Below are 13,768 nucleotides of genomic sequence, written 5' to 3' on the forward strand. Positions count from 1 at the left end.
CTACTCGCCCTTCCACCGTTCCCAGGGCTCCGCCCTGACCCGGTTGCCCCGGGCTGCGCCCGAAGCTCCTGGGGCTCCGCCCCAAACCCCGGTCCTCAAACCCCGGTCCTCAAACCCCGGACGGCTGGAAGAGCAGACCCCGGTCCGCAATCAGCGGACCGGGGTCTGGCGACTACTCGTCCGCCGGGACGGCGGCCGTCTTCTTCGCTGCCGCCTTCTTGGCCGTCGTCTTCTTGGCCACCGTCGTCTTCTTGGCGGCAGCCGTCTTCGTCGCCGTCGCCTTCTTCGCCGGGGCCTTCTTCGCGGGCGCCTTCTTCGCGGGCGCCTTCTTGGCCGTCTTCTTGACCGGGCCCTTGGCGCGCTTCTCCGCGAGCAGCTCGTAGCCGCGCTCCGGCGTGATCGTCTCGACGTCGTCGTCCCGCCGCAGCGTCGCGTTCGTCTCGCCGTCCGTCACGTACGGACCGAACCGGCCGTCCTTGACGACCACCGGCTTCTCGCTCACCGGGTCGGTCCCCAGCTCCTTCAGCGGCGGCTTCGCGGCCGCGCGCCCCCGCTGCTTCGGCTGCGCGTAGATCGCGAGCGCCTGCTCCAGGGTGATGGCGAAGAGCTGGTCCTCGGTCTCCAGCGACCGCGAGTCCGTGCCCTTCTTCAGGTACGGGCCGTAGCGGCCGTTCTGCGCGGTGATCTCCGCACCCTCCGCGTCCACGCCGACGACCCGGGGAAGGGACATCAGACGCAGGGCGTCTTCGAGCGTGACCGTGTCCAGGCTCATCGACTGGAACAGCGAGGCCGTCCGCGGCTTGACCGCGTTCTTGCCCGTCTTCGGCGTGCCCTCGGGGAGGATCTCCGTCACGTACGGCCCGTAGCGACCGTCCTTCGCGACGATTTCGTTCCCGCTGATCGGGTCCTTGCCCAGTTCGAACTCGCCGCTCGGCTTCGCGAAGAGCTCCTCCGCGTACTCGACCGTCAGCTCGTCGGGGGCCAGCTCCTCGGGGACGTCCGCCCGCTGGTGGCCCTCGGCGTCCTTCTCACCGCGCTCCACGTACGGCCCGTAGCGGCCGACGCGCAGCACGATGCCCTCGCCGACGGGGAAGGAGGAGATCTCCCGGGCGTCGATCGCGCCCAGGTCGGTCACCAGCTCCTTGAGACCGCCGAGCGCGTCACCGTCGGCCGGCACGACCTCGGTCGCGTCCTCCGCGCCGAAGTAGAACCGCTTCAGCCACGGCACGGACTGGGCCTCGCCCCGCGCGATGCGGTCGAGGTCGTCCTCCATCTTGGCGGTGAAGTCGTAGTCGACGAGCCGCCCGAAGTGCGTCTCCAGCAGGTTGACCACGGCGAACGACAGGAAGGACGGCACGAGCGCCGTGCCCTTCTTGAAGACGTACCCGCGGTCCAGGATCGTGCCGATGATCGACGCGTACGTCGACGGGCGGCCGATCTCCCGCTCTTCCAGCTCCTTGACCAGCGAGGCCTCGGTGTAGCGGGCCGGCGGCTTGGTCGAGTGGCCGTCGACCGTGATCTCCTCGGCCGACAGCGCGTCGCCCTCGGTGACCTGCGGGAGGCGCTTCTCACGGTCGTCGAGCTCGGCGTTCGGGTCGTCCGCGCCCTCGACGTAGGCCTTCATGAACCCGTGGAAGGTGATCGTCTTGCCGGAGGCAGAGAACTCGGCGTCGCGGCCGTCCGCCGACCGGCCGCCGATCTTCACGGTCACCGAGTTGCCGACCGCGTCCTTCATCTGGGAGGCGACGGTGCGCTTCCAGATGAGCTCGTACAGGCGGAACTGGTCGCCGGACAGACCGGTCTCGGCCGGGGTGCGGAAACGATCACCCGAAGGGCGGATCGCCTCGTGCGCCTCCTGCGCGTTCTTGACCTTGCCCGCGTAGACGCGCGGCTTCTCCGGCAGGTACTCCGCCCCGTAGAGCTGCGTGACCTGCGCCCGCGCCGCCGACACCGCGGTGTCGGAGAGCGTCGTGGAGTCGGTACGCATGTAGGTGATGAAGCCGTTCTCGTACAGCTTCTGCGCCACCTGCATCGTCGCCTTCGCCCCGAAGCCGAGCTTGCGCGAGGCCTCCTGCTGGAGCGTCGTCGTACGGAACGGGGCGTACGGGGAGCGGCGGTACGGCTTGGACTCGACCGACCTGACGGCGAACGAGGTCTCGGCCAGCGCGGCGGCCAGCGCCCGCGCGTTCGCCTCGTCGAGGTGCAGCACCTCGCTCTTGAGCTTCCCGGTCGAGCCGAAGTCGCGGCCCTGCGCGACGCGCTTGCCGTCCACCGTGTTCAGGCGGGCGACCAGCGTGGACGGGTCGGAGGCGTCACCGGTGCGGCCGGTGGCGAAGGTGCCGGTCAGGTCCCAGTACTCGGCCGAGCGGAAGGCGATGCGCTCGCGCTCCTTCTCGACGACCATGCGGGTGGCCACCGACTGGACGCGGCCCGCCGACAGCTTCGGCATGACCTTCTTCCACAGGACCGGCGAGACCTCGTAGCCGTAGAGGCGGTCGAGGATGCGGCGGGTCTCCTGGGCGTCGACCATGCGCTGGTTGAGCTCGCGCGGGTTGGCGACGGCGTCGCGGATCGCGTCCTTGGTGATCTCGTGGAAGACCATCCGGTGGACGGGGACCTTGGGCTTGAGGACTTCCTGCAGGTGCCACGCGATGGCTTCGCCCTCGCGGTCCTCATCGGTGGCGAGGAAGAGTTCGTCGGACTCGGCCAGCAGCTCCTTGAGCTTCCTGACCTGGGCCTTCTTGTCGGCGTTGACGACGTAGATCGGCGCGAAGTCGTGCTCGACGTCCACACCGAGACGGCGGACCTCACCGGTGTACTTGTCGGGAACCTCGGCCGCGCCGCTGGGGAGGTCGCGGATGTGCCCGACGCTCGCCTCGACGACGTATCCGGGGCCGAGGTAGCCCTTGATCGTCTTCGCCTTGGCAGGGGACTCGACGATGACGAGTCGGCGGCCGCCCTTTGCGGTCTCGCTAGTCGGGGACAACTTGGCTCTTCTCTCCGGTCGGCACTCGGTCGCAGTACGGCGACGCTGCGGAGTGTGACGGTACAACCCGCCCCCGTGTCAAACGGCAGAAGCCCGCAACGGCCACTCGAACGGTAACCCGACAAGTGCCATTTCTGCCGCCCGGATGCCGCGGCGGGCCCTGCGCACTCACCGGGCAGAGTGGCCGAAGGGCCGTCTGGCCCCGCCCCGGGACCCCGCTTCACGTCGTTCTTTACGATCCTGCGCGCATTCCGGACGAGCGGAGGAAACTCGGCGCGCCGCCGGACGTGAGCGACATCCGGCCGATTCCCCGGCCGCGAACCCCGACCCCACCCCCGCCGGACCGAAGCACCCCTCACCACCAGGGGCGACACCGCCCCGGGCCGCCCCGGGGCCCGCATGCCGCAGGGCCCGAAGGCCGGGCAGCCGGGATGCCGCGGAGCCCCCGGCACCGTGAGCTTCGCCTCAGCGGGCCCCCGCCCTCACAGCCGGCCGAGGCACCAGACCCCGAGGGCCAGCGACACCCCGCCCGCGAGCAGTGCCACCGGTACGGCCACGACGGGGCGCACGCCCTCGGCCACCGGCGCGCCGGTCAGGGCGCGCGCCCCCGTCCAAGCCAGCAGAGCGGCCCCGAACAGCAGGAACACGGCCGCCGCGAAGATCGCCGGACCGTGCTCCATGCCGTTCACCTCATCCCCCGGGCCGCTCCCGGGATCCCCCCGGATCCCGCTGAACGGAGGATTTCAGCCGAGGGGAGACGGCAGACGAACCTGGGGTTACATCCCGGCTCCGACTGCCCGGGGCCCACCGGGGTCCGAGGCCCGCCGGGGCTCCGGGCTCCGGGCTCCGGGCTCCGGGCTCCGGCGCACGCCGACGCACGGGCGGCCGCCGGCCCTACTCCCCCGCGGCTCCCGTTCCGGCTTCCGCTCCCGCCTCCGCCCCGGTCAACGGCTCCAGGAACCCCTGCTCCACCAGCATCCGGATCGCCTCGGGCGTCCGGTCCCGCAGGACCACCGGGTCCTCCTCCACCAACTGGGCGATGGCGTCCAGAATCCGCCCCGCGCTCAGTGATCCGTCACACACCCCGGCGAAGCCGGCCCCGACCGTGTCGACCTTGGTCGCGCGCCGCATGCCCCGGTTCTGCCGGAGCACGACGTGTTCCGGATCCTCCGCGCCGGGCGCGCCGACCTGCTCCTGAACGACCTCCTCGGTCAGCCGGAAGTAGCCCGCGAGCAGGGCCGCGTCATCGTGGTCGCGCAGGTAGTCCTGGCGCGCGAAGTGGTCGAGGACGGCCTCCCCGAGCGGCTGTTCCACCGAGTGCGGCCACTCCTCGACCACGATCGACGGCTCGGCCGCGTCGCTGCGCCGCAGCGTGATCCAGCCGAAGCCGACCTCCTTGGTCTTGCGGGCTTCGAACTCGTCCAGCCAGTCCTCGTACCGCTGTTCGTACTCGGCGGGGTCGGTGCGGTGGTCGCCCGCGTCACGCAGCCACAACTCCGCGTACTGCGTCACGTCCTGCACGTCACGCTGCACGATCCAGGCATCGCAGCCGCGCGGCACCCAGGCCCGTACCCGGTCGTGCCAGTCCTCGCCGTCCACGTGCTGCCAGTTGCCCAGGAACTGTGCGAACCCGCCCGGGTTGAGCCGAGCTCCGGCCTCCTGGACCAGGGTCCGGCACAGGTCGTCGCCGCCCATCCCGCCGTCCCGGTACGTCAGCCGGGCTCTCGGGGAGATCACGAAGGGCGGATTCGAGACGATCAGGTCGTACGTGGCCCCGCCGACCGGCTCGAACAGCGACCCGGCGAGCAGTTCCGCCTCGGGTGCCCCCGACAGCGCCAGCGTCAACCGGGTGAATTCCAGGGCCCGCGGGTTGACATCGGTCGCCGTGACCCGGGTCGCGTGCTGGGCGGCGTGCAGCGCCTGGATCCCGGATCCGGTGCCGACGTCGAGGGCCGAGCCGACCGGCGTGCGGATGGTGATCCCGGCCAGCGTCGTGGAGGCGCCGCCGACCCCGAGGACCACGCCCTCCTCGCGGCTGCCGATCCCGCCGGCCCCGCCCACGGCGCAGCCGAGGTCGGAGACGATGAACCAGTCCTCGCCGTCCGGACCGCCGTACGGGCGTACGTCCACGGTGGCGTGCACCTCATCGCCCTCGCGCCGCAGCCAGCCGTCGGCCAGCGCCGCGTCGACGGGCAGGGCGGCCGCGGCGTGCACGTACGGCACCGGCTCCCGCAGCAGGAACAGCCGGGTCAGGCTCGCGAGCGGCCCGTCGCCGCGGCTCCGCGTGGCACGCAGGGCGGGGACCGTCTCGCTGCGGGCCAGCGCGGCGTACGCCGGGGCACCGAGCAGGTCGAGCAGCCCGTCGGCGGTGAAGCCCGCGGCGAGCAACGCGGCGCGCAGCTCGGCCGCGCGGGCCGACGAGGGGAGGCGGGCGGGCAGACCGGGGGGAAGGCTGGTGGTACTCACCCGCCCATTGTGGCTGCTGCCGCCGCCGTTGCCCGCGCCACGCCACACGGCCTTCGGTGCGGGCGCCCGTCGCCCCCCGCGAGCTGCCGCCCGGGGGCGTCGGCCCGGGACGGGCCCCGACCGGGCGCAGCTCCGTACGGCCGGGGCCGTCCGCGGACCTGCCCGCGGCCTGTCTCCCGACGTGCGCCCGGACATCGCCGGGACATGCGCCGGGACATGCGCCGGGGGCGGCCGGGATCCCGAAGGATCCCGGCCGCCCCCGGTGGGTGCGGCGCCGCCGGCAGGGCGGCTGTCCGCGCGTCAGGCCCTAGGACTGCGCGACGGGCCTTAGGACTGCGCCGGCGACGGAGTCGTCACCTGGCAGCCACTCTGACTGTTCATCGCCTTGTCCAGCCCGCCCGCCTTGAGCTGGTCGAGGGCTTCCTTGCCGCCCTTGGTCGCTTCCTCCAGGCCGCCCGCCACCTCCTTGAGGCCCTCGGCGAACTTGCCCTGGTCCTTGGCGTCGAGGGCGTCCATCTTCGTCTTCAGGGCGGTGTAGCCCGCCGACGTCGACTCGAAGCCCATGACCGCGGCGGCCTGGGTCTTCTCCCCGTCCTTGACGGGCGGAACTCCCGCGTCCGTGAGGGCCGTACCCATCGCCTTATACGACTCGGACATGGTCCCGAAGGCCGCCGAGTCGGTCGACTGGACCTCCTCGGGCTTGCTGCTCTCGGTCGCCACCCGCTTGATGTCGGCGTTCGCCTGCTCGATCTTCTTGAGCTCGGGCTGCCAGCTGTCGCAGACCTTCTTGGCCCAGGCGTCGGTCTTCTTGTCGCCGTCGTCCCCGCCGCAGCCGGACAGGACGAGCATCAGCACCGCAGCGCCCGATACCGCGGCCGCAAGCTTCTTGTTCACCGGATTGGTCCCTTCGAAGGCTCTCGGCCCGGAAGATACACGCCCACCATCCGGTAAACGCAAAGGCGGACGGACGGCGCGTCAGTCCGCGCCTCCCGTCCGCCATTCGGGCGTACGGCCCGAGTCGCACCGAGCCGAGCCGAGCCGGCCGAGCCGGGCGGGCCGGTTCAGGCCCGCGACGGCCCTCTCAGCCGTCTCAGCCGTCTCAGCCGTCTCAGGAAGAAACCACCGCCGCCGGGTCGGCCTGCTGGCCCACCCGTTCGGCGGTCGAGCCCTCGCCCGTCCCCTCGTCGCCCACGGCGATGCCGCGGCGCTTGGAGACGTACACCGCGCCGACGATGACGCCGATCGCGAGGACCGCGACGATCGCCCGCACGATCGGGCTGGCGTCGTCGCCGTAGCTGAACTGCACGATCGCGGGGGCGATCAGCAGCGCCACCAGGTTCATGACCTTGAGCAGCGGGTTGATGGCGGGACCGGCGGTGTCCTTGAAGGGGTCGCCGACGGTGTCGCCGATGACGACGGCCTCGTGGGCCGCGCTGCCCTTGCCGCCGTGGTGCCCGTCCTCGACGAGCTTCTTCGCGTTGTCCCACGCACCACCGGAGTTGGCGAGGAAGACCGCCATCAGGGTGCCCGTGCCGATCGCGCCGGCGAGGAAGGAACCGAGGGCTCCGACGCCGAGCGTGAACCCGACGGCGATCGGGGTGAGGACGGCGAGCAGCCCGGGCGTGGCGAGTTCGCGCAGCGCGTCCTTGGTGCAGATGTCCACGACGCGCCCGTACTCGGGCTTCTCGGTGTAGTCCATGATCCCGGGGTGCTCCCGGAACTGGCGGCGCACCTCGTAGACCACCGCGCCCGCCGAGCGGGACACGGCGTTGATGGCGAGGCCGGAGAACAGGAACACGACGGCCGCGCCCAGGATCAGCCCGACCAGGTTGTTGGGCTGCGCGATGTCCAGGCTGAGGTTCATCTCCCCCGCGGTCTTGGCGCCGACCTCCTTGACCGCGTTCGCGATGGCGTCGTTGTACGAGCCGAAGAGCGCGGCCGCGGCGAGCACGGCCGTGGCGATGGCGATGCCCTTGGTGATGGCCTTGGTGGTGTTGCCCACCGCGTCCAGGTCGGTCAGCACCTGCGCGCCGGCGCCCTCGACGTCCCCGGACATCTCGGCGATGCCCTGGGCGTTGTCGGAGACCGGGCCGAAGGTGTCCATGGCGACGATGACGCCGACGGTGGTGAGCAGGCCTGTGCCGGCCAGTGCCACGGCGAAGAGCGCCAGCATGATGGAGGTGCCGCCGAGCAGGAACGCCCCGTACACGCCGAGGCCGATGAGCAGCGCCGTGTAGACGGCGGACTCCAGGCCGACCGAGATGCCGGCGAGCACGACCGTGGCGGCGCCCGTCAGGGAGGACTTGCCGATGTCCCGGACGGGACGGCGGTTGGTCTCGGTGAAGTAGCCGGTGAGCTGCTGGATCAGGGCCGCGAGCACGATGCCGATGGCGACGGCGACCAGCGCCAGGATCCGCGGGTCGCCGGAGTGACCGGAGATCGCGGCGTCGTCGACGCCGACGAGCTCCTTGTACGTGCCCGGCAGGTACGCGTAGACGGCGATCGCGACGAGGACCAGCGAGATGGCGGCGGAGATGAAGAAGCCGCGGTTGATGGCGGTCATTCCGCTGCGGTCCGTACGCCGCGGGGAGACCGCGAAGATGCCGATCATCGCGGTGACGACCCCGATGGCGGGGACGATCAGCGGGAAGGCCAGACCCAGGTCGCCGAAGGCGGCCTTGCCGAGGATGAGTGCCGCCACGAGGGTGACGGCGTACGACTCGAAGAGGTCGGCGGCCATTCCCGCGCAGTCTCCGACGTTGTCGCCCACGTTGTCGGCGATGGTCGCGGCATTGCGCGGGTCGTCCTCCGGAATGCCCTGCTCGACCTTGCCGACCAGGTCGGCGCCGACGTCGGCGGCCTTGGTGAAGATGCCGCCTCCGACACGCATGAACATCGCGATGAGCGCGGCACCGAGGCCGAAGCCCTCCAGGACCTTGGGCGCGTCGGCGGCGTAGACGAGCACGACGCAGGACGCGCCGAGCAGGCCGAGGCCGACGGTGAACATGCCCACCACGCCGCCGGTGCGGAACGCGATCCGCATGGCCTTGTGGGAGACCTCGGTCAGGTCCTTGGCGGGCTCGCCCTCGGCGGGGGTGGCCTCGCGCGCGGCGGCGGCGACGCGGACGTTGGCACGCACCGCGAGGCGCATGCCGATGTATCCGGTGGCGGCCGAGAAGACGGCGCCGACGAGGAAGAAGGCGGAACGTCCCGCCCGTTGCGTCCAGTCGTCGGCGGGAAGCAGGAACAGCAGGAAGAACACGACGACGGCGAAGACGCCGAGCGTGCGGAGCTGCCGGCCGAGATAGGCGTTGGCGCCTTCCTGGACGGCGGCGGCGATCTCCTTCATGGAGTCGGTTCCCTCGTCGGCGGCGAGGACCTGGCGGACCAGGATCTGCGCGACGACGAGCGCGGCGACGGCCACGGCCGCAATGACGATCACGATGAGCCGATTGTCATCCGTGAGTACTGCGGATGCCAGGTCAGTGGTGCGACCGGGCGCGATAGGGGTGAAGAGCCCCGTCATTCGTCCTCCTTGACGTGATGAGCTCAAGATGTGGACGGATTGTAGGGAGCGCGACCCGATCAAAACAGTACGCAGGAAACCGAATTGGCCCGCACTTGCTCCTCACCAATAGATCTGGTCACTCCATTACCCTCGAAAGCGGTAACGGGGCAAAAGCATTGACGCTTGATCACGGATCCGGAAAACCACCGGAGAACGATCACGGAATGGATCTACGGGCATACGAAAGGCCCTGCTCGGCAGGGCCTTGAATAAGATCAGAAGATACGTCGGCACGCGCGGCGGAACATCATCGGTGCCCACGCATCCGGTGCTTCCGACGCCTTACCGGCACCCGCCCGGTCCCCGTCGCCGGACGGCCCGGCTCCGAGAACCGACCGCGGCGAAGGCCGGCCGGGACAAGAAACCGGCCAGGAACCACGAAACCCCCCGGTCGGGACGAGAACCCGCCGCGCACCACGAGAACCCGCCAGCCGGCACGAAGCCCGTCGGGAGCCACGGGAGCCACCGGGCCGCGCGGGAGCCGTCGGGCGGCGCAGGAGCTGCAGGGAGGTACGGGAGCCGTCGGGCCGCACGGGAGCCGCACGGAGGCACGGGAGCCATCCGGCGGCACAGGAGCCATCCGGAGTCGCAAGAGCCGCACAGCGGCGCGGGAGCCGTCCGCCGGGCAGGACGAAGCCCCGGAGCGCGACGCAGCCCCCCGGGCAGCACGAAAACACGCCGGGCGCCACGAGGGCCATCCGGCGGGCACGAAGCGGTGGGGCGGCCGAGCCGAGGTCGAGCCGTGTCCGAGCCGAGGTCGAGCCGAAGCCCAGCCGGGGCCGGCTACGGCAGTTCGGAGGTCCCCGAGACGGGCCAGCTCATCCGGATGGTGCCGCCGGCCTCCCCGCTGATGACGTCGACGTCGTCGACCAGGCCGCTGATCACGGCAAGGCCCATCTCGTCCTCGCCGTCGATGTCGGGGTCCAGGACTGCGTCGATTCCGGGTACGGCTGCAGACGGGCCGCCGGCCGGTCCGGGTACTTCGTCGCTGACCTCGATGGAGAACACCTTCTCCTCCTCGGTCAGCACCACCCGGACGGGCGCGGTCAGCCCGTTGGTGCGATGCAGTCCGACGGCACGCGAACAGGCCTCGCCCACGGCGAGGCGGACCTCGTCGAGGACGGCTTCCTCCACACCGGCCCGCCGCGCCACGGCGGCCGCGACCAGGCGGGCCGTCCGGACGTGTTCGGGCTGGGCGCTGAAGCGCAGTTCAACGGTGGCCATGCGCGTCCCCCTCGGACTACGGGCGTGCCTTACAGGGGCCCGGACCGCTTGTGGCCCGGTACCCCCCGCTCCATCTTCGGCCGTTTCGCCGCCGAGCGCCGTCAGTCGGTGGCGTTGACGGCGTCTTCCACCGAGTTGTGGATCGGAAACACCTTGGTCAGACCGGTGATTCGGAAGATCTTCAGGATGCGCTCCTGGTTGCACACCAGACGCAGCGAGCCCTCGTGCGCGCGGACGCGCTTGAGGCCTCCCACGAGCACACCAAGCCCGGTGGAGTCGAGGAAGTCCACTCGCTCCATGTCGACAACCAAGTGGTAGCTGCCGTCGTTCACCAACTCGACCAACTGCTCGCGCAGCTTGGGCGCGGTATACACATCAATCTCGCCACCGACCTCCACGACCGTACGGTCGCCGACAGTGCGAGTCGACAGGGACAGGTCCACGGATCCTCCAGCACCTTGCTATCGAGCGGCGCCCCCCAGGGGCCTCCCCACCCGAAGGTAGGCGAGGGATTGGCTGCCGCGATGGCATTCAATCACTTACCGGCAGGCGCGCACGACGCCTTCGGACCATTGTCCCGCACGCCGGTGACACACTCGGTTCCAATGGCCAACACTCACCGTCCCGGTCCGCCCACGGCACCCGAGGACGTCAGACCCACCCCCGGCACGGTCCTGGACCGGCTGTCACGGGGGCCTTCCCGGGCTGCGCGCATCACCCATACGGAGCACTTGCCCCCTCGGGAGGGTCGTCATGCGGTCTGGCCCGATCGCATCCGAACTGATGTCGTAGCCGCGATTGCGGCCGCCGGGATCGACCATCCGTGGGAACACCAGGCCGCGGTCGCCGAGCACGCCCTCGACGGGGAGTCCGTGATCGTCGCCACGGGCACCGCCTCGGGCAAGTCGCTGGCCTACCTCGCGCCCGTGCTCTCGGCCCTCGCCGACGGGGCCCAGGCGCCCAACGGCAGGGGCGCGACCGCCCTGTACCTGGCCCCGACCAAGGCCCTGGCCGCCGACCAGCGCCGCGCCGTACGGGAACTGACCGGCCCCCTCGGCAACGCCGTCCGGCCCGCCGTGTACGACGGGGACACCCCGGTCGAGGAGCGCGAGTGGGTGCGCCAGTACGCCAATTACGTCCTCACCAACCCCGACATGCTGCACCGCGGGATCCTCCCGGCCCACCCGCGCTGGTCCTCCTTCCTGCGGGCCCTGCGCTACGTGGTCATCGACGAGTGCCACACCTACCGGGGCGTCTTCGGCTCCCACGTCGCCCAGGTCCTGCGGCGGCTGCGCCGGCTGTGCGCCCGCTACGGGTCCGATCCCGTGTTCCTGCTGGCCTCCGCCACCGCGAGCGACCCGGCGGCCGCGGCGACCCGGCTGACCGGCCTGCCGGTGGTGGAGGTCTCCGACGACGCCTCCCCGCGCGGCGAGGTCGTCTTCGCCCTGTGGGAGCCGCCCCTGACCGACCTCAAGGGCGAGCGGGGCGCACCCGTACGGCGTACGGCCACGGCCGAGACCGCCGATCTCCTCACCGACCTGGTCGTCCAGGGCGTCCGTACGGTCGCCTTCGTCCGCTCCCGGCGCGGCGCCGAGCTGATCTCGGTGATCGCGCAGGAGCGGCTCGCCGCCGTGGACCGCTCGCTGCCCCGGCGGGTCGCGGCCTACCGCGGCGGCTACCTGCCCGAGGAGCGCCGGGCCCTGGAGCGTGCCCTGCACTCCGGGGACCTGCTCGGCCTGGCCGCGACGACCGCCCTGGAGCTGGGCGTGGACGTCTCCGGCCTCGATGCCGTCCTGATCACCGGCTACCCCGGCACCCGCGCCTCCCTGTGGCAGCAGGCCGGCCGGGCCGGGCGCTCGGGCCAGGGCGCGCTGGCCGTCCTGATCGCCCGCGACGACCCGCTGGACACCTACCTGGTCCACCACCCCGAGGCCCTCTTCCGGCAGCCGGTGGAGGCCACGGTCCTGGACCCCGACAACCCGTACGTCCTGGCCCCGCACCTGTGCGCGGCCGCGGCCGAGCTACCGCTCACGGAGCCCGACCTCGACCTCTTCGGCCCGGCGGCACGCGACCTCCTGCCCCAGCTCGAAGCGGCGAAACTGCTGCGCCGCCGGGCCACGGCCTGGCACTGGACCCGCCGGGAACGGGCCTCGGACCTCACAGACATCCGCGGCGGCGGCGGACGCCCGGTCCAGATCGTCGAAGCCGCCACGGGCCGGCTGCTGGGCACGGTCGACGAGGAGGCCTCCCACACCGCCGTCCACGACGGGGCGGTCCACCTCCACCAGGGCCGCACGTACCTCGTGAAGCGCCTGGACCTGGAGGACTCCGTCGCGCTGGTCGAGGAGGCCGACCCGCCGTTCTCCACCACGGCCCGCGATACGACGGCCATCTCCGTCCTGGAGACCGACACGGAGATCGCCTGGGGCCGGGGCAGGCTCTGCTTCGGCTCCGTGGAGGTCACCAACCAGGTCGTCTCCTACCTACGCCGCAAACTGATCACCGGCGAGGTGCTCGGCGAGGCCAAACTCGACCTGCCGCCCCGCACCCTGCGCACCCGGGCCGTGTGGTGGACGGTCACCGAGGACCAGCTCGACGAGGCCCGGATCAACCCGGAGATCCTCGGCGGCGCCCTGCACGCCGCCGAGCACGCCTCCATCGGCCTGCTCCCGCTCTTCGCCACCTGCGACCGCTGGGACATCGGCGGGGTCTCCGTCCCGCTGCACCCCGACACCCTCCTCCCGACGGTCTTCGTCTACGACGGCCACCCCGGCGGAGCGGGCTTCGCCGAGCGGGGCTTCCACACGGCCCGCGCCTGGCTGACCGCGACCCGTGACGCGATCGCCGCCTGCGAGTGCGAGGCCGGCTGCCCGTCCTGCATCCAGTCCCCCAAATGCGGCAACGGCAACGACCCCCTGCACAAGCGCGGCGCCGTCCGCCTCCTCACCCACCTCCTCTCGGAATCCCCGGACCCCACACAACCAACGACCCCCTGAGCCCCTCCGAACCACCCGGACCGGCCCGGTGCCGCCGGGCGGCAGCTCGAGCCTCACGGGCCCGCCGGCGATTGGCTTGATATCGCCCCCTGACACCCCCAGACCACGTCAGCCGACCCGACCCCCGCCCACACACCCACCCCCTCCTGAACGGGCCGCACAGCCACCCCCAGACCCTCCCGGAGGGGCCGCCCAACCCCGCCCACACACCCACGCCCTCCCGAACGGGCCGCACAGCCCACCCCCGGACCCCTCCCGGACCGGCCGCCCAGCCCCGCCCGGACGGGGCGCCCAGGCCGACGTCCAGGCACCCCTACCCGTCCCGCGTCGGCCGCCCAGGCACCCCGACCCGTACCGCGTCGGCCGCCCAGGCACCCACAGCCCTCCTAGGTCGGTCGGCCCAGGCACCGGCGGGGCCCTTCTAGGCCGGCCGCCCAGCCACCCGCAGACCTCCTAGATGAATGAGTCCAAGGGGTGTCGTTGCGGTCAGTGATCGTAGGCGGTTAGTGACCGCTTGACTGGTTGATC

8 protein-coding genes are annotated in these 13,768 nt (G+C 71.7%); 1 reads left to right on the top strand and 7 read right to left on the bottom strand.

Going from position 1 to position 13,768, the window contains the following annotated elements:
* Window positions 1-172: 172 nt before the first annotated feature.
* The 7 genes from topA to bldG form a co-directional block, all read right to left on the bottom strand.
* Entirely contained in the window at window positions 173-2,986 is a 2,814-nt protein-coding gene (topA, locus tag MTF69_RS32785) for a type I DNA topoisomerase (RefSeq protein ID WP_243339882.1), read from the bottom strand.
* A 482-nt stretch (window positions 2,987-3,468) separates the two neighbouring features.
* A complete protein-coding gene (locus MTF69_RS32790) occupies window positions 3,469-3,666 on the bottom strand; it encodes a hypothetical protein (RefSeq protein ID WP_243339884.1) in 198 nt (65 codons plus the stop codon).
* Window positions 3,667-3,880: 214 nt separating this feature from the next.
* Window positions 3,881-5,452: a class I SAM-dependent methyltransferase gene (locus MTF69_RS32795; protein WP_243339886.1), complete on the bottom strand. Its 1,572-nt coding sequence runs from the start codon at window positions 5,450-5,452 to the stop codon at window positions 3,881-3,883.
* Window positions 5,453-5,779: 327 nt separating this feature from the next.
* A complete protein-coding gene (locus MTF69_RS32800) occupies window positions 5,780-6,346 on the bottom strand; it encodes a small secreted protein (protein ID WP_243339887.1) in 567 nt (188 codons plus the stop codon).
* A 214-nt stretch (window positions 6,347-6,560) separates the two neighbouring features.
* Window positions 6,561-8,978, bottom strand: a complete 2,418-nt coding sequence (locus MTF69_RS32805; protein ID WP_243339889.1) for a sodium-translocating pyrophosphatase — start codon at window positions 8,976-8,978, stop codon at window positions 6,561-6,563.
* A gap of 825 nt (window positions 8,979-9,803) precedes the next feature.
* Window positions 9,804-10,244 carry an ATP-binding protein gene (locus MTF69_RS32810; RefSeq protein ID WP_243339891.1) on the bottom strand — a complete coding sequence of 147 codons (441 nt, stop codon included), beginning with the start codon at window positions 10,242-10,244 and terminating at the stop codon, window positions 9,804-9,806.
* 101 nt (window positions 10,245-10,345) lie between these two features.
* Window positions 10,346-10,687 (bottom strand): anti-sigma factor antagonist BldG, encoded by a 342-nt coding sequence (gene bldG / locus MTF69_RS32815; protein WP_243339893.1) that lies wholly within the window; start codon window positions 10,685-10,687, stop codon window positions 10,346-10,348.
* An 81-nt stretch (window positions 10,688-10,768) separates the two neighbouring features.
* Here bldG and MTF69_RS32820 point away from each other — a divergent pair, with 81 nt between their 5' ends.
* Window positions 10,769-13,240: a DEAD/DEAH box helicase gene (locus MTF69_RS32820; RefSeq protein ID WP_243339894.1), complete on the top strand. Its 2,472-nt coding sequence runs from the start codon at window positions 10,769-10,771 to the stop codon at window positions 13,238-13,240.
* Window positions 13,241-13,768: the final 528 nt, after the last annotated feature.

Source organism: Streptomyces sp. AP-93 (genome assembly GCF_022808175.1).
In the GTDB taxonomy this organism is placed as follows: Bacteria; Actinomycetota; Actinomycetes; order Streptomycetales; family Streptomycetaceae; genus Streptomyces.